This is a genomic window from Bradyrhizobium uaiense (assembly GCF_010811875.1).
In the GTDB taxonomy this organism is placed as follows: Bacteria; Pseudomonadota; Alphaproteobacteria; order Rhizobiales; family Xanthobacteraceae; genus Bradyrhizobium; species Bradyrhizobium uaiense.
The window spans coordinates 1-16,903 of record NZ_VKHP01000112.1; the positions used below are offsets into that span (position 1 = coordinate 1).

Sequence of the window (16,903 nt, forward strand, 5' to 3'; positions counted from 1 at the left end):
CAACATACCGGCGCTGCTCGCGGCCTGCGAGATCACCGGCGCCGACGCCGTGCATCCCGGCTACGGCTTCCTGTCGGAGAACGCGCGCTTCGCCGAGATCCTCGCCGACCACAATCTCGGCTTCATCGGACCGAAGGCCGAGCACATCCGCCTGATGGGCGACAAGATCGAAGCCAAGAAGACCGCCAAGCGCCTCGGCATTCCCGTGGTGCCCGGCTCGGACGGCGCGGTAACCTCGGAGGCCGATGCGCTCGCCATCGGCAGGGAGATCGGTTTCCCGGTGCTGGTGAAGGCGGCGGCCGGCGGCGGTGGCCGCGGCATGAAGGTCGCGCACACCGAGGCTGATCTGGCGCTGGCGCTCTCGACCGCGGCCAACGAGGCCAGATCGGCGTTCGGCGACGCCTCGGTCTACCTGGAGAAATACCTGCAGAAGCCGCGCCACATCGAAATTCAGATTCTCGGCGACGGCCGCGGCGGCGCCATCCATCTCGGCGAGCGCGACTGCTCGCTGCAGCGCCGTCACCAGAAGGTCTGGGAGGAAGGCCCCTCGCCCGTACTCGCGGCGGCCGCGCGCGCCACGATCGGCGAGACCTGCGCCAAGGCGATGCGGGACATGAAGTATCTCGGCGTCGGCACCATCGAATTCCTCTACGAGGACGGCGAGTTCTATTTCATCGAAATGAACACCCGCATCCAGGTCGAGCATCCCGTCACCGAAAGCATCACCGACATCGATCTGGTGCTGGAGCAGATCCGGATTGCCGCCGGCGGCGAGCTTCCGGCCAAGCAGAGCGACATCGCGATCATCGGCCACGCCATCGAGTGCCGTATCAATGCGGAGAACCCGCAGACCTTCCGTCCGTCGCCCGGACGGATCACGCAATTCCATCCGCCGGGCGGCCTCGGCGTGCGGATCGATTCCGCCGTCTATCAGGGCTATGTGATCCCGCCCTATTACGACTCGCTGGTCGGCAAGCTGATCGTGCACGGCAAGACCCGCGGCGAATGCCTGATGCGGCTGCGGCGGGCACTGGACGAGATGGTGGTTGACGGGATCGAGACGACGCTGCCGCTGTTCCGCGCGTTGGTGCGCGAGCCCGACATCATCGAAGGCGACTATCACATCCACTGGCTCGAGCAGTATCTCGCGGGCCAGCCACCCGACGCCGCAAAATAGTTCGGAACTCCGTGGAACCGAAGACCCTGTTCAAGCGTATTTGAGGGGTATTGGCTTTCCACGGGGACGCATTGAATCCCACTCCCGCACAGAGACCGTCGTGACAGCAGTTTCACGACGCAGATCCACGTTGCAGATCCTGCTGCTTTCAGCGGGATTTTTCGTGCTGGTCGCGGTCAGCGTGGCGTCCGTGCTGCTGGTCAACAAGGCGCGCGAAGACAACACCTGGGTTGTCCATACCGTCGAGACCGAGAGCGAGGTCGCCAACCTGCTGGTTGACATCAGGCGCGCCGAAAGCGCGACCAGGGCCTATCTGTTGACAGCAGCACCGCAGTACCTGTCCGAGTACGAGTCCGCGGCAGCAAGAATCCCGGCTGCGCTCAACCATCTCCAGATGATGACTGCCGATAATCCGGCGCAGGTCGCCAATACCGCGAAGCTCAAGTCCGCCGTCGAGCAACGGCTGGCCGAGTTCGCCCTCACCATCGAGCGCGTCAAGAACAATGATGTCGCCGCCAGCGTCGACATCCTGCGCAAGGGCACATCGACCGACGCGCTGGAGGCGATCGCCGGGATCGGTCGCGACATGCGCACCGAAGAGGACCGCCTGCTGGCGACGCGCACCGCGACTGCGGACAAGACCCAGGTGCTGGCCTCCTCCGTCACCATCGCCGGTTCCTGCATGGTGCTGGCGCTCGCCGCGCTTTCGCTGGTGCTGCTGCGGCAATCCTCTCGGGCGCGCGACGAGGCCGAGGCCAGGCTGCGCGACAGCAACGTCAATCTCGAGACCATCGTCGACGAGCGCACCGCGGACCTGCGCGAGGCCAACGAGGAGATCCAGCGCTTCGCCTATATCGTCAGCCACGATCTGCGCTCGCCGCTGGTCAACATCATGGGCTTCACCAGCGAGCTGGAGGAACTGCGCGGCGATATCTTCAAGCGCATCGCCACGCTCAATCGCACCGCATCGCTGGCGCCGGCGATGCCGGAAGACGCCACTGACGTGGCCGAGCCCGAGCTCGAAGGCTCCGACAAGCAGCTGTCCGACGATTTCAACGAATCGCTCGGCTTCATCAAATCGTCGATCGCCAAGATGGACCGCCTGATCAGCGCGATCCTCAATCTCACCCGTGAGGGCCGCCGCGAATTCAAGCCGGAGCGCATCGATCTCCGCGAGCTGATCGGCGGCATCGTCAAGACGGTCGCCCACCAGGCCGCCGAGGCCGATGCGACCATCGAGGTCGGCACGCTCCCCAAGATCGTCAGCGACCGCCTCGCGCTGGAACAGATCTTCTCCAACCTGATCGACAACGCGCTCAAGTACCTCAAGAACGGCGTCCCCGGCGAGATCTCGATCGGAGGCCGCACCAAGCTCGGCTTTGCGATCTTCGAGGTCACGGACAATGGCCGCGGCATCGATCCCAAGGATCACCAGCGCATTTTCGATCTGTTCCGCCGCGCCGGAACCCAGGACAAGCCCGGTCAGGGCATCGGGCTTGCCCATGTCCGCGCACTTGTGCGCAGACTGGGCGGCACCATGTCGGTAGCATCGGAACTTCAAAAAGGCAGCACGTTCACCATCACGCTGCCGATCAATTGGTCAGGCAAGAACCGGGAAAAGGCATCATGAGCGATCCAGTCACCATCATCATGATCGAGGACGACGAGGGCCATGCCCGCCTGATTGAGCGGAATATCCGGCGCTCAGGTGTCAACAATGAGATCATCCCGTTCACCAACGGTACAGAGGCCGTGAACTACCTGTTCGGCAAGGATGGCAGCGCGGTCGAGCGCAAGAATCAGGCCCTGCTGATCCTGCTCGATCTCAATCTGCCTGACATGACCGGCATCGATATTCTGAAGCGGGTCAAGGAAAACAAGCATCTCAAGTCGACGCCGGTGGTCGTGTTGACCACGACCGACGACTCCCAGGAGATCAAGCGTTGCTACGAACTCGGTTGCAACGTCTACATCACCAAGCCGGTGAACTATGAAAGCTTCGCCAACGCCATTCGCCAGCTTGGCCTGTTCTTTTCCGTGATTCAGGTGCCGCCAGCTTCCCTATGACCAACGCAACGCCGACGCTGCTCTATATCGACGACGACGCGGCGCTGGCGCGCCTGGTCGAACGCGGGCTGACGCGCGCGGGCTACAAGGTCGTGCACGCCGCGAGCGGCAAGGAAGGCCTCGACCGCCTCGCCCAGGGCGGCATCGACGTCGTAGCGCTCGACCAGTACATGCCCGGCCTCGATGGGCTGGAGACGCTGGAGCAGATGCTCAAGATTGCGGACGCCCCGCCGGTGGTGTTCGTCACCGCCTCGCAGGATTCGGCGATTGCCGTCACCGCGCTGAAGGCCGGCGCGGCGGACTATCTGGTCAAGGACGTCAGGGGCGAATTCATCCCCCTGCTGCAGGTCGCGGTCAACGGCGCGATCCGGCGCGCCGCGATCCAGAAGGCGCGCGACGAGGCCGAGGCCGAGGTACACGCCTCACGCGACCGCTACGCCGCGCTCGCCGCCGAGCGCGAGGTCCTGCTTCGCGAGGTCAACCATCGCGTCGGCAATTCGTTGCAGATCATTGCCTCGCTGCTGCATCTGCAGGCCAATTCCGCGAGCCAGCCGGATGTCAAGGCCGCGCTCACCAATGCGATGGGCCGCGTCGCCGCCGTCGCGCAGGTGCACCGCCGCCTCTACACCTCGCACGATTTCAAGACGGTGATGCTCAATCAATACCTCGAGGCGCTGCTCGAGGATCTCAGGCGATCGGCCGAAGGCAACAAGATGTCGCGGCTGACGCTGAAGGCCGACCCGGTCGAGATCGATCCCGACCGCGCGGTTGCGATCGGCATCATCGTCAACGAGCTGGTGATGAACGCCGTGAAATACGCCTATCCCGACGGCGCCGGCCCGATCCATGTCAAGCTGAAGCCGGTGGCCGACGACGTGCAGCTCGCGATCAGCGATGAGGGCGTGGGCTACTCCGACCAGGCCGACCCGCGCGGCACCGGCATGGGCCAGCGCATCGTCGCGGCGATGGCCGTCAAGCTCGACGCCAACGTCGAGCGCGATCCGAGCCACAAGGGCACCCGCTTCGTGGTACGGTTTGCTCGCGTCAGCCCGGCGCTGGCGAAATCGACAAGCGTCGCCGCCAGTTAGGCTGCTGCCGATGGCGGATTGGTCGATTTTTCACGTTGGCCTTAACGACCGCCTCACCCTGTTGTTCGATCGTAATCAGCCGCCCGACCCCGGTTAAGAGAAATCTGGGCATTGTTTGCCATGCTTTCCCCCCAGCTTGGCAGGAACGCACGCGATGTTCGGTCGCAGGGTGGTTTTCGGAAAGAAGCAGGAGGCCTCGGGCGAGTTCAAGGAGGCCGAGCGTCCGGCACCGGGCGCCGACGGCGCGGCGCCTGCCTTTCACAAGAAGCAGTGGGATGATCCACGGATCGGGTCGATGCTGCGCGATGCCGGCTTCGCGCCTGATGACGCCGCCAGCATCGTGGCGACGGCGGACAATCGGCTCGCCGTGTTCGCGGCGGCCAACAAACGGCTGCAAGAGCGCACCGAGACCTTCAACCGCGACATGACGGCTCGCCACGGCCATTGCCACGCGATACCGCTCCTCGTCATCGATCAGAATATCTGGGATGGGCCGCATGGCGGGTTTCTCTACGGCCAGATGGATCTGATCGGCTACGATGAGTGGAACGTGATCATGCTGGCGGGCGATCCGCAGACCACGGAGTCATGCGGCCTGGCCGGCCATCCCGGCTTCCTTCCGGCCGTGACGCAAATCATGATCGAGCATGTGACCGAGTGGAAGGCGCGGCACAACGCGCTGCTCGAGACGTTCGGAATCGCCGCCACCGGCGGGCGCGACATCCCTCACGAACAGTATGAGATGGAAAAGGATACGCTGCGCAGGGAAATCATCGACAAGGCCGGCTGGATGAAGCCGCGCATCATCGACGATCTCTTGCGCAAGGGCTAAGGCGTTTTCGAGCGAAGTAGGGACCGGTTCGCGTGAAGAAAACGCATCAAGCCCTTGAGACGCGCGCCTCCCCCTGACGCCTCAATCGTGCCGATCGCGGTGCCGCCGCGTGCGATACGGACGGCAATCCTGACACGGCGCACCAAAGGTCACCTGCGACGGATACGGCCGCGCCGAGTGATATGGCGTCGAGCCGAACAGGCCCGCCGCGCCGAAACCCGCGCTGAAGGGATCGGCGACAAAGCTGCCGGGAAACGAGCCGTTGCTGCGGAAATCGCGGTCGTCGTTCCTGCCGTCGAAATAGGCACCGCCGGTGCTGCCATAGCGCAGCGGCCGGGAAGCTTCCTGGCCCAACGCAGCCGCCGCGCTTAGCGCGATGGCGGCGCAGGCGATCAGTCCTCTGATGATGGCGGTCATGGCAAAGCCCTCATTGCGGAATGGTCCCCCAATCGCCCTTCCAGGCGATCAGGCGTCCCTTGCCGAATTGCAGATAGAGCCCGTCGCTGCGCCGCGACAGCGCGCTGCCCCTGACATTGGGCAGCGCGACGAACAACTCATTGCCCGGCGTGCCGCGAACGTAATTCAGGGGAACGCCCAGCGACTGGCTGGCCTGGTCGATGCTCATGCCGAAGGCGAGCGGGACGCTGTTGGGCGGCCGCTGCTGCGCGCGGGCCGGGTCGGCCGGCGCGCCCAGCGCGATGATGAAGGTAACGACGAACAGTGTCAGGAAGCGCTGCATGGCCGACCTCATTGCACGGCCGCCGCTAGCGTCCCGGCGGGTGTCCAGCCGCCGCCGAGCGCCTGGAACAGGCTGCTGGCTGCGAGCAGCTTGTTGAGCCGCACCGTCACCAGATTGTTTTCGGCCGTGAACAGCGTCTGCTGCGTCTGAAGCACCGTGATGAGATTGACCGTACCGCCGCGCAGCTGCGTCTCGGCGACCTCGAACGCCTTGCGCGAGGCGGCGACGACCTCGGACTGCAGGCGCTCCTGCAAGGTATACTTCTGCAACGCGATCAGCGCCTTCTCGACATCTGCAAAGGCCGACAGCACCGCCTTGCGATAGGCCTGCAGGTACTGCAATTGCTGGCCCTTGGCGAGCTTGAACTGGCTCTCCAGCAGGAAGCCGTCGAACAGCGGCTGGGTCAGTCCTGCGGCCAGCGTGTAGTACCAGGCGCCCGGCGCGAACAGCGAGACCAGCGCCGCGCTCTGGAAGCCCGTGGTGCCGGTCAACTGGATCTGCGGGAAGAATGCGGCGCGCGCCGCATCGACGCTGAAATTGGACGACGCGAGCTGTGCCTCGGCCTGGCGGACGTCGGGCCGCTGGTAGAGCAATTCCGACGGCATTCCCGGCGTGATGCGCGGCACCGCGATCTGCGTGGTGCTGCCGCCGCGCACATTGAAATCGGCCGGCGCACGCGCCACCAGCACTGCGAGCGCGGCGGTGTTCTGCCCCAGTGTCACCTCGAGCGGCGGGATCGCCGCGCGCTGCGTGGCGACCAGCGCCTCCTGCTGCGACAGATCGAGTTGCGAGGCGGTGCCGCCGGCGAATTGCGACTTGATCAGAGCGAGGATGCGCTCAGCCGCCGCCAGATTGCGGCGCGTGACCTTGATCTGATCCTGCGCCGCCAGCACCTGGAAATAGGTGTTGGCTACTGTCGCCATCGTGGTCAACGCGACCACTTCGCGATTGTAGCGGGAAACCGTCGCGCTCTCCTCAGACGCCGACAGCGTCGCGCGGTTCTTACCCCAGAAATCCACGATGTAGCTCGCGCTCAGCCCGAGACTGAACTGCGAGAAGGTGGTGCCTCCACCAAGCGATGAACTCGATCCCGTGGCCACATGCTGACGCTCGGCATTCGCCGATCCGGAGAGCGACGGCAGCAGCGCGGCGCCGGACACGCCGGCCTGCGCGTCGGCCTGCACGATCTGGGCGATCGCCACCGCGATATCGAGATTGTAGAGCTGCGCGGACTCCATCAGCCCGGTCAGCTCGGGCGAGCGGAAGCCGCGCCACCAGGCGAGCGCCGGAACGGCCGCGTCAGCATCGCCCTTCGCCGCGGCCCGATAGCTCGCCGGCACCTCGAGACTGAGCTCGGGCTTCTCAAGCCCGGGGATGCATCCCGACAAACCAAGGCTGAGGCCGCCGAACGCCGCCACGCGCAGAAACCGGGCCGGTTTCTGCAACTTCCAAAAATTTAGCAACGCTGCACCTGTCGGCATTTACTCGCCCGGTTGAAGTGAGGAGCCCGGCATCCGCACGGCGCCGCCACGGCGAACGCGCAGGGCCCACAGGCGGAACCGGTCGAGATAGAGGTAGATGACCGGCGTCGTGTAGAGCGTCAGGACCTGGCTCAGGATCAGGCCGCCGACGATGGCGATGCCGAGCGGCTGCCGTAGCTCGCCGCCGTCGCCCATACCGATCGCCAGCGGGACGGCGCCGAGCAGCGCGGCCATCGTCGTCATCATGATCGGACGGAAGCGCAGCAGGCAGGCCTCCCGGATTGCTTCGAGCGGCTCCAGCCCGCGATTGCGTTCCGCCTCCAGCGCGAAGTCGATCATCATGATGGCGTTCTTCTTCACAATGCCGATCAGCAGGATGACGCCGATCAGTGCCATGATACTGAACTCGGTCTTGAATGCCATCAGCGCCAGCAAGGCGCCCACACCTGCGGAGGGCAACGTGGACAAGATGGTCAGCGGGTGGACGTAGCTCTCATAGAGCACCCCCAGCACGATGTAGATCGTGATGATCGCGGCCAGGATCAGGAACGGCTGGTTGTCGAGCGAATCCTGGTACGCCTTCGCCGAGCCCTGGAACGTGCCGCGGATCGTGGCGGGGACGCCGATCCGGTTCATCGTCGCCTCGACGCTGCTGACCGCGGTGCTCAGCGAGACGTTCGGCGGCAGGTTGAACCTGATGGTGTTGGCGACCAGGAGGCCCTGGTGATTGACCGCAAGCGGTGTCGCGCCCTGCTTGAACGCCGCGACCGCCGACAGCGGGATCATGGTCTCGCTGTTGGTAGAGACCGCCGATCCGGTCGAGGCCGCGCCCTTCCCGGTCGAGCCGATCGAATTGGTGGCCTGGTTCCGCGCGGCCTGGGCATTGGCCGAACTGGCCGCGCTCGAGGTTCCCGGCGCCACCACGGTGCCCGCCACCGCGTTGGTCGATTGCGAGCCGCCGACCGATCCGCCCGACGTGCTGATATAGACGTCCTTCAGCGTCTCCGGGTTCTGCCAGTAGCGCGGCGCGACCTCCATGATGACGTGGTACTGGTTGCGCGCGACATAGATGGTCGAGACCTGACGCTGGCCGAAGGCGTCGTACAGGGTGTTGTCGATCTGGCTGACCGTGATGCCGAGCCGGGCCGCGGCATCGCGGTCGATCACGAGATCGGACTCCAGGCCCTTGTTCTGCTGGTCGCTGTTGACGTCGGCAAGGTTCGGATCACGCTGCAAGGCCGCCGCGATCTTCGGCGTCCATTCGTTGAGCTCCTCCAGCGTCGATCCCTGCAACGTGTACTGATACTGCGCGTTCGCGGCCCTGCCCCCGACCCTGATATCCTGCACCGCCTGCAGGAACAGGCTCGCGCCGGGCACCACCGCCATCTCCCGGCGCAGCCGTGAGATCACGCCGTCGGCGCCGATCTTGCGCTGGTCGAGCGGGCGCAGCGAGACGAACACGAAACCGGAATTGGTCTGCCCGCCGCCGGTGAAGCCAACCACCGTTTCGACCGCCGGATCGCGCTTGATGATGCCGACGAACTGCGCAAGCTTCTGCTGCATCAGCTGGAACGATACGCTCTGGTCGGCCTGGATCGAACCGACCAGCCGCCCGGTGTCCTGTTGCGGGAAAAAGCCTTTCGGAATCACGTCGTAGAGATAGAAGTTGAGGCCGAACACCGCCGCCAGCACCAGCATCACCGACAGCGGATGCTCCAACGCCGCGCTGAGCGTCCTGCGGTAGAAATTCAGCATCGTCTCGAAGAAGCGCTCGCTGGCCCAATACAGCCGGCCGTGGCCGCCGCTGTCCGGCTTCAGCAACACGGCGCACATCATCGGGGTGGTCGCCAGCGAGACCACCAGCGAGATCAGGATCGAGATCGAGATCGTCATCGCGAATTCGCGGAACAGCCGGCCGACGATGCCGGCCATCAGCAGGATCGGGATGAACACCGCAATCAGCGAGATGCTCATAGACAGCACGGTGAAGCCGACTTCGTTGGCGCCCTTCAACGCCGATTCGAGCGGGCTCAAGCCCTCCTCGATGTACCGGGTGACGTTCTCCAGCACCACGATGGCATCGTCGACCACGAAGCCGGTCGCGACCGTCAGCGCCATCAGCGACAGATTGTCGAGGCTGTAGCCGATCAGGTACATCGCCCCGAAGGTCGCGACCAGCGACACCGACACCGCCACCACCGGAATGAAGGTGGCGCGCAGATTGCGCAGGAACGCGAACACCACGATGATGACCAGCAGCACCGCCAGGACGAGCGTCCGTTCGACGTCCCTGAGCGAAGTGCGGATCGTCGTCGAACGATCCACCGCGAGGCCGATGTCGATCGCCGGCGACACCGATGCCTGCAATTGCGGCATCAGCCCCTTCACCAGATCGACGGTCGAGATGATGTTGGCGTTCGGCTGGCGGTAGAGGATGATCAGCACTGCGGGCTTGCCGTTGGCGAGCCCGGAATTGCGCAGGTTCTCGACGCCGTCGGCCACCTCGCCGATGTCGGAAAGATGAATCGGCGCGCCGTTGCGATAGGCCACGATCAGCGACTTGTAGTCATCGGCCTTGTTGGCCTGGTCGTTGGCGTAGACCTGGTAGCGCTGGTCGCCGACATCGATGCCGCCCTTGGGGCTGTGGGCGTTGGCGCTCGACAACGCCGCACGAACATCTTCCAGACCGATGCCGTATTTGTAGACCGCCTGCGGGATCAGATCGACGCGGACGGCGGGCAGCGAGCTGCCGCCTACCACGACCTCGCCGATGCCCTCGACCTGCGACAGCTTCTGCGCCAGCACCGTGGAAGCGGCATCGTAGAGATCGCCGCGCGTCAGCGTGTCCGACGTCAGCGTCAGGATCAGGATCGGCGCATCGGCCGGATTGACCTTGCGGTAGGTCGGGTTGCTGCGCAGGCTGGTCGGCAGATCGGCGCGCGCCGCATTGATCGCGGCCTGCACGTCGCGCGCCGCGCCGTTGATGTCGCGGTTCAACCCGAACTGCAGCGTGATCCGGGTCGAGCCGACCGAGCTCGACGACGTCATCTCGGTGACATCGGCGATCTGGCCGAGATGCCGTTCAAGCGGACTGGCGACCGTGGTCGCGACGTCCTGCGGGCTGGCGCCGGGCAATGTTGCCTGCACCGAGATGGTCGGGAAATCGACCTGCGGCAGCGGCGACACCGGCAGCTTGAAGAACGCGACGATGCCGGCCGCCGCAAGCCCGAAGGTCAACAGCGTGGTCGCGACCGGCCTTCGGATGAATGGCGTCGACGGATCCATGGCTCAACGCGACCCCCTCGCCTCGCCGACCTGGTCCGCCCGCCCGGCAAACCGCAGCGCGAGGCGATCAAACCAGAGATAGATCACCGGCGTCGTGAACAGCGTCAGCATCTGGCTCACCAGGAGGCCGCCGACGATGGAGATGCCGAGCGGATGCCGCAGCTCGGATCCGGCGCCGCTGCCGAGCATCAGCGGCAGCGCGCCGAGGACAGCTGCCATCGTCGTCATGATGATCGGCCGGAAGCGCAGCAGGCAGGCCTGGTAGATCGCCTCGCGCGGCGGCTTGCCCTCGTTGCGTTCGGCATCGAGCGCGAAATCGATCATCATGATCGCATTCTTCTTCACGATGCCGATCAGGAGGATGATGCCGATGATCGCGATGATCGTGAGGTCTTGCCCCGCCATCATCAGCGCCAGCAACGCGCCGATCCCGGCCGACGGCAACGTCGAGAGGATGGTCAGCGGGTGGATGAAGCTCTCATAGAGCACGCCGAGCACGATATAGACGGTGATGATCGCGGCCAGGATCAGGAACAGCTGGTTGGTGAGCGAGGACTGGAACGCCAGTGCCGCGCCCTGGAAGCTCGTGATCATGCCGAGCGGCTGGTTGATGCCGGCCTGCGCCTGCTTGATCGCGGTCACCGCCCCGCCGAGCGAGGCGCCCGGGGCAAGATTGAACGAGACCGTTGCCGACGGGAACTGGCCGAGATGCGAGACCTGCAACGGCGCGGTCTCGACCCGCATCCTGGCCATGACCGACAGCGGCACCGGAGTCGAGCCCACCGATGACGGCAGGTAGATCGACGACAGCGAATCCAGCGAATTCTGCAGCGACGGATCGGCCTCGAGGATGACGCGGTACTGGTTCGAATTGGTGAACACCGTCGAGACGATGCGCTGGCCGTAGGAATCGTACAGCGCGTTGTCGATGGTCGCCGGCGTGATGCCGAACCGCGCCGCCTGGTCGCGGTCGATGTCGACGAACACCGAGAGCCCCTGCGCGAAGATATCGCTGGTGACGTCGCTGAGCTCGGGCAATTGCCTGAGCTTGTCGACCAGCTTCGGCGTCCATTCCGCAAGCTCGTTCGGATCGGCGTCCTGCAGGATGAACTGGTACTGCGTGCGGCTCACCGTGCCTTCGATGGTGAGATCCTGCACCGGCTGCATGTAGAGCGTGATACCGGTCAGCGCAGCCGTGCTCGCCTTGATCCGGTCCATCACCGTCGCGACGCCGGCCTTGCGCTTCTCATGCGGTTTCAGATTGATCAGGATGCGGCCGCTGTTGAGCGTGGTGTTGGTGCCGTCGACGCCGATGAAGGACGACAGGCTCTCGACGTCTGGATCTTTCAGTATCGCGCTGGCGAGCCGCTGCTGCCGCTCCGCCATCGCCGCATAGGACACCGATTGCGGCGCCTCGGAGATCGCCTGGATCACGCCGGTGTCCTGCACCGGGAAGAAGCCCTTCGGGATCACGACATAGAGCAGCGCGGTGAGCCCAAAGGTGGCGAGCGCGATCAGCAGGACGAAGGTCTGGCGATCGAGCACCCAGTTGAGCATCCGGCCATAGATCGCGATGACGTGATCGAAGCCTTCCCGGCTGAGCCGCTGGAAGGTGTTCTCGCGCGCCATGCTCTCCGGCTTCAGCAATTTGGCGCATGCCATCGGCACCAGCGTCAGCGACACCACCGCGGAGATCAGGATCGTGACCGACAGCGTGATGGCGAATTCGCGGAACAGCCGGCCGACCACGTCGCCCATGAACAACAGCGGGATCAGCACCGCGATCAGCGATACCGTCAGCGAGATGATGGTGAAGCCGATCTGCTCGGAGCCGCGCAGCGCCGCCTCGAGCGGCGATTCGCCCTCCTCGATATAGCGCGAGATGTTCTCGATCACGACGATGGCGTCGTCGACCACGAAGCCGGTCGCGATTGTCAGCGCCATCAGCGACAGATTGTTCAAGCTGAAGCCGAACAGATACATCGCGCCCAGCGTGCCGACCAGCGACAGCGGCACCGACAGGCTCGGGATCAGCGTGGCGCGGGTCGAGCGCAGGAATACGAAGATGACGAGCACGACCAGGATCACCGCGAGCGACAGCTCGTATTCGACGTCGCGGACCGAGGCCCGGATCGTGATGGTGCGGTCGGTCAGGATGTTGAGGTCGATCGCGGCCGGCAGCGTCGCCTGGAGCTGCGGCAGCAGGTCCTTGATGCCCTGCACCACCGAGATCACGTTGGCGCCGGGTTGGCGCTGGATGTTGAGGATGATCGCCGGCGTCTCGTTCATCCAGGCGCCGAGCTTGTCGTTCTGCGCGCCGTCGACGACGTTGCCGACGTCGCTGAGGCGGACCGGCGAGCCGTTCTTGTAGGCGATGATCAGCGAGCGGTAGTCGCTGGCATTGCGGATCTGGTCGTTGGCGTTGATGGTGTAGGACCGCATCGCGCCGTCGAAATTGCCCTTCGGCGTGTTGACGTTGGCGTTGCCGAGCGTGGTGCGGAGATCGTCGATGTTGAGGCCGTAGGCCGCAAGCTTGCGGATGTCGGCCTGGATGCGCACCGCGGGCCGCTGGCCGCCGCTGATGCTGACGAGGCCGACGCCGGGCAGCTGCGAGATCTTCTGCGCCAGCCGCGTGTCGACGAAATCCTGCACCTGCGTCAGCGGCATCGTCTTCGAGCTCAGGCCAAGCGTCAGGATCGGCGCGTCGGCCGGATTGACCTTGGCGTAGATCGGCGGCGCCGGCAGGTCCGACGGCAGCAGATTGCCCGCGGCGTTGATCGCGGCCTGCACCTCCTGCTCGGCGACGTCGAGCGAGATCGACAGGCCGAATTGCAGCGTGATCACGGACGAGCCAGCCGAGCTCACCGAGCTCATCTGGTTCAAATTCGGCATCTGGCCGAACTGCACCTCGAGCGGCGCTGTCACCGACGAGGTCATCACGTCCGGACTGGCGCCCGGATAGAAGGTCTGCACCTGGATGGTCGGATAGTCGACCTCAGGCAGGGCCGCGACGGGCAGGAACCTGAACGCTAGCATGCCCGACAGCATGATGGCGATCATCATCAGGGTCGTCGCCACCGGCCGCAGGATGAATGGCCGCGACGGGTTCATTTCTTCTGCCCGTCCTCGGAACGCTTGTGGTTGCCGCCTCCCGCCTTGTCGGGATCGGCGCCATCCTTGCCGTCACCCTTGACGTCTCCCTTGGCAGCCCCGTTCGCCGCGGCGCCCTTCGCTGCGGCGGCCGGGTTCGTGGTATCGCCGGCGGAACGCACCACCACCTTGGCGCCCTCGCGCAGCTTGTCGGCGCCGTCGATCACGACGCGATCGCCGGGAGTCAGTCCCGAAAGCACCTCGACCCGGTCGCCGTCGGTGACGCCGAGCTTGACCGGCCGCACCGAGACCGTGCTGTCGGCGTTGACGAGATAGACGAAGGTGCCGGGAACGCCGCGCTGGATGCCGGCGGTCGACATCGTGGTGGCATCCTTGTGGGTGTCGAGCAGCAGGCGGATGTTGACGAACTGATTCGGATACAGCGTCCGCTTGTCGTTCTCGAACTGGCCACGCAGCTTGATCGTGCCGGTGGTCGCATCGATCTGGCTGTCGAAAGTTTGCAGCGATCCCTCGGCGAGCTTGTTGGCGCCGCTGCGGTCATAGGCCGCGGCCGGCAGCACCGCACCCTCTTTCAGCCGCTTCGCGACCGCCTGCAGATTGTCCTCCGGCAGCGTGAACAGCACGCTGATCGGCTCGAGCTGCGTGATCACGACAAGCCCGTTGGTGTCGCCCGGCGTCACGTAGTTGCCGAGGTCGACCTGGCGCAGTCCGACCCGCCCGTTGATCGGCGAGACGATGTGGCAATACTGCAAATTGACTTCGGCCGACTTCACCGAGGCGCGGTCGGCCTCCACCGTGCCCTGATACTGCGCGACCAGCGCGACCTGGGTGTCGAGCGTCTGATGCGGCACCGCGTTCTGTGCGGCGAGGTTCTGGTAACGGGTGAGATCGACCTGGGCGCCCTTCAGCTGCGCCTCGTCGCGTGCGAGCTGTCCCTTGGCCTGCGCCAGCGTCGCCTCATAGGGACGCGAATCGATCTCGGCGATCAGGTCACCCTTCTTGACCTCATCGCCCTCCTTGAAATCGATCTTCATCAGGTAGCCGCTGATCTGGCTCCGGATGGTCACGGTCGCCAGCGACGTCACGGTGCCGAGCGCATTCAGGCTGACGCCGATATCGCCCTTGCCGACGGTCTCCGGCACGATCGACATCGGCCCGGCGTTGCGCCCGGCGCCGGCCTGCGGCGGCGCGGCCTGCTGCCGCGTCCACCAGACGATGCCGGCAAGCACCGCCAGCACGACGCATCCGGTCAGAACCCCCCGCCAGCGCGATGGCCGCCTGGTTTGCTCGGGCGCCACGATCAACGGGTTTTTGACATGCTGGTCCATAACTTGCCCACGAAGAAACACGAACGAGCTCGCGCGGCTCCATGTGTCCCCTAGAATCCGCGCGCGCCACATTCGAGGAAGCATTTTGATCGCTTCCGTCTGACAAAGCGCGTTAAGAATCGGAAAGGATGGCCCCTCCTTCCCGTTCGAGCGCTGTTTCACGCTGGATTGTGGCTATTTTACCCGATCGTCTGTAACCAGGGCAACACGATCAGCAACAATCCGGCAAAGTAGATCAAGCCGAAGATCAGCCCGAATTTCCAGAAGTCACCTTTGCCGATATAGCCGCTGCCGTAATACATCGGCGCCGGTCCCGTGGCGTAGGGCGAGATCACGCCCATCAGCCCGAGCGAATAGACACACAGCAGCATTAGGGTCTGCACCGACAGGCCGGGAATGCTGGAGCCGACGGCGAGCACCACCGGCAGCACGGCGGCGGTATGCGAGGTGATGCTCGAGAAGAAGTAGTGGATCCAGAAGAAAAAGGTGACGAGCAGGATCATTCCGACCAGCGGCGACGTGCCGGCGAGCGGCTTCGCATAGCCATCGGCCACCCATTTGATGAAGCCGATCTCATTGAGGCCCGACGACAGCGTGAGCAGCGAGGTGAAATAGAAAAACACCTCCCACGCGCTCTTCTCGGCGACGATGTCCTCGAAGGCGATCACGCCGGTGAGAAGCATCAGCGAGATCACGACGAACACCACCGTGGTCGCGTTGATGAAGTTCGAGCCGAGCAGCGGCACGCTGATATTGGGATTGGAGCCGCAGATCCACAGGAACATCGCGAGCAGCACCAGCACCGCCATGATCCATTCGTGCCGCGACGGCGGCCCCATCTTGGCGAGCTCGCCCTCGCTCCAGGTCACGATCTCCGGGCTTTCCTTGATCTCGGGCCGACATATGACGTAGCTGAGCAGCGGCACCAGCAGCAGCAGCAGGATACCGAGCGGCGCGAAGCCGATGAACCATTGCGACCAGCCGACCTCGATATTGACGAGCTTCTTGGCGATCGACAGCGCGGCGGCGTTCGGCGCCAGCGCGGTCAGGAACAGCGAGCTGGTGACGGCGGTGGTCGCAAACGCCGTCCACATCACGAAGGTACCGATCTTGCCTGCGGTCGGGCCGGGCTCGGAGCCATAGATGCGCGGGATGTTGCTGACGATCGGATAGATGGTGCCGCCCGAGCGCGCAGTGTTGGACGGCGTCGCCGGCGCGAGCACGAGATCGGAGAACGCCACCGCATAGCCGAGCCCGATGGTGCGGCGGCCCAGCCCCCGCACCAGCAGCAGTGCCAGCCGGCGGCCGAGCCCGCTCTTGCGGTAACCGATCGAGAACACGAAGGCGCCGACGATCAGCCACACCGTGCTCTCGGAAAAGCCAGCGAGCATCCAGCGCAGCGACTTGTTCGGGTCGGGCTCGACATAGCCGCCGACGCCGGCAACCGTCAGGCCGATCAGGCCCACCGCACCGACCGGCATCGATTCGAGGATCAGTCCGGTGATGACGGCGGCGAACACCGCAAAATAGTGCCACTGATTGGCGTTCAGCCCCGATGGCACCGGTACCAGATAGACAATCAGCCAGACCAGCAACGGCGCAAACGTCCGCCATGACGACTTCATGCAGCGTCCCCCTCAGGTGTTTTGGTTGTCGGGCGCGCAAGCCGCCAAGTCCCTGCCAAGACCCGGCAGCGGCGCCATCTTTTTGTTGCAATGTATCACGGCCGCGCAGTCCGTCTCGGGTGGCTGCGGCCGAATGGCGCGGCTTGTGGAGGAACCGGCGCGTTTCGTCA

Annotated in this window: 12 protein-coding genes; 5 read left to right on the forward strand and 7 right to left on the reverse strand. The window is 64.8% G+C overall.

All coding sequences use genetic code 11. The features are described from left to right. The 5 genes from FNJ47_RS24710 to FNJ47_RS24730 form a co-directional block, all read left to right on the forward strand. Positions 1–1,177, forward strand: a 1,177-nt coding sequence (locus FNJ47_RS24710; protein ID WP_163157799.1) for an acetyl-CoA carboxylase biotin carboxylase subunit, incomplete at its 5' end; no start/stop codon positions are given. Between the two features lie 100 nt (positions 1,178–1,277). Then, positions 1,278–2,807 carry a CHASE3 domain-containing protein gene (locus tag FNJ47_RS24715; protein WP_163157801.1) on the forward strand — a complete coding sequence of 510 codons (1,530 nt, stop codon included), beginning with the start codon at positions 1,278–1,280 and terminating at the stop codon, positions 2,805–2,807. Next, entirely contained in the window at positions 2,804–3,244 is a 441-nt protein-coding gene (locus FNJ47_RS24720; RefSeq protein ID WP_163157803.1) for a response regulator, read from the forward strand. Before FNJ47_RS24715 ends, FNJ47_RS24720 begins: the two co-directional genes overlap by 4 nt. After that, on the forward strand, positions 3,241–4,332 hold the full coding sequence (locus FNJ47_RS24725) for a sensor histidine kinase (protein ID WP_163157805.1): 1,092 nt from the start codon (positions 3,241–3,243) through the stop codon (positions 4,330–4,332). Before FNJ47_RS24720 ends, FNJ47_RS24725 begins: the two co-directional genes overlap by 4 nt. A gap of 154 nt (positions 4,333–4,486) precedes the next feature. After that, on the forward strand, positions 4,487–5,164 hold the full coding sequence (locus FNJ47_RS24730; RefSeq protein WP_163157807.1) for a hypothetical protein: 678 nt from the start codon (positions 4,487–4,489) through the stop codon (positions 5,162–5,164). An 81-nt stretch (positions 5,165–5,245) separates the two neighbouring features. Here FNJ47_RS24730 and FNJ47_RS24735 read toward each other — a convergent pair whose 3' ends face one another. From FNJ47_RS24735 to FNJ47_RS24765, 7 genes are all read right to left on the reverse strand, one after another. Then, entirely contained in the window at positions 5,246–5,581 is a 336-nt protein-coding gene (locus tag FNJ47_RS24735; protein ID WP_163157809.1) for a BA14K family protein, read from the reverse strand. A 10-nt stretch (positions 5,582–5,591) separates the two neighbouring features. Beyond that, the gene (locus FNJ47_RS24740) at positions 5,592–5,903 is read right to left on the reverse strand and encodes a hypothetical protein (protein WP_163157810.1); all 312 of its coding nucleotides are present in this window, start codon (positions 5,901–5,903) and stop codon (positions 5,592–5,594) included. 8 nt (positions 5,904–5,911) lie between these two features. Next, the gene (locus FNJ47_RS24745) at positions 5,912–7,384 is read right to left on the reverse strand and encodes an efflux transporter outer membrane subunit (RefSeq protein ID WP_163157812.1); all 1,473 of its coding nucleotides are present in this window, start codon (positions 7,382–7,384) and stop codon (positions 5,912–5,914) included. Continuing rightward, on the reverse strand, positions 7,385–10,669 hold the full coding sequence (locus FNJ47_RS24750; protein WP_163157814.1) for an efflux RND transporter permease subunit: 3,285 nt from the start codon (positions 10,667–10,669) through the stop codon (positions 7,385–7,387). 3 nt (positions 10,670–10,672) lie between these two features. Next, the gene (locus FNJ47_RS24755; RefSeq protein WP_163157816.1) at positions 10,673–13,780 is read right to left on the reverse strand and encodes an MdtB/MuxB family multidrug efflux RND transporter permease subunit; all 3,108 of its coding nucleotides are present in this window, start codon (positions 13,778–13,780) and stop codon (positions 10,673–10,675) included. Beyond that, positions 13,777–15,108, reverse strand: a complete 1,332-nt coding sequence (locus FNJ47_RS24760) for an MdtA/MuxA family multidrug efflux RND transporter periplasmic adaptor subunit (protein WP_206685349.1) — start codon at positions 15,106–15,108, stop codon at positions 13,777–13,779. Before FNJ47_RS24760 ends, FNJ47_RS24755 begins: the two co-directional genes overlap by 4 nt. Positions 15,109–15,287: 179 nt before the next feature. Next, the gene (locus FNJ47_RS24765) at positions 15,288–16,733 is read right to left on the reverse strand and encodes a DASS family sodium-coupled anion symporter (protein ID WP_163157818.1); all 1,446 of its coding nucleotides are present in this window, start codon (positions 16,731–16,733) and stop codon (positions 15,288–15,290) included. Positions 16,734–16,903: the final 170 nt, after the last annotated feature.

What these genes read in the sequence shown, in the direction of transcription:
- FNJ47_RS24750 (WP_163157814.1), bottom strand. Translation starts at nt 10,669, where the DNA reads ATGGATCCGTCGACGCCATTCATCCGAAGGCCGGTCGCGACCACGCTG.
- FNJ47_RS24755 (WP_163157816.1), bottom strand. Translation starts at nt 13,780, where the DNA reads ATGAACCCGTCGCGGCCATTCATCCTGCGGCCGGTGGCGACGACCCTG.
- FNJ47_RS24765 (WP_163157818.1), bottom strand. Translation starts at nt 16,733, where the DNA reads ATGAAGTCGTCATGGCGGACGTTTGCGCCGTTGCTGGTCTGGCTGATT.
- FNJ47_RS24745 (WP_163157812.1), bottom strand. Translation starts at nt 7,384, where the DNA reads ATGCCGACAGGTGCAGCGTTGCTAAATTTTTGGAAGTTGCAGAAACCG.
- FNJ47_RS24720 (WP_163157803.1), top strand. Translation starts at nt 2,804, where the DNA reads ATGAGCGATCCAGTCACCATCATCATGATCGAGGACGACGAGGGCCAT.
- FNJ47_RS24725 (WP_163157805.1), top strand. Translation starts at nt 3,241, where the DNA reads ATGACCAACGCAACGCCGACGCTGCTCTATATCGACGACGACGCGGCG.
- FNJ47_RS24760 (WP_206685349.1), bottom strand. Translation starts at nt 15,108, where the DNA reads ATGGACCAGCATGTCAAAAACCCGTTGATCGTGGCGCCCGAGCAAACC.
- FNJ47_RS24730 (WP_163157807.1), top strand. Translation starts at nt 4,487, where the DNA reads ATGTTCGGTCGCAGGGTGGTTTTCGGAAAGAAGCAGGAGGCCTCGGGC.
- FNJ47_RS24740 (WP_163157810.1), bottom strand. Translation starts at nt 5,903, where the DNA reads ATGCAGCGCTTCCTGACACTGTTCGTCGTTACCTTCATCATCGCGCTG.
- FNJ47_RS24735 (WP_163157809.1), bottom strand. Translation starts at nt 5,581, where the DNA reads ATGACCGCCATCATCAGAGGACTGATCGCCTGCGCCGCCATCGCGCTA.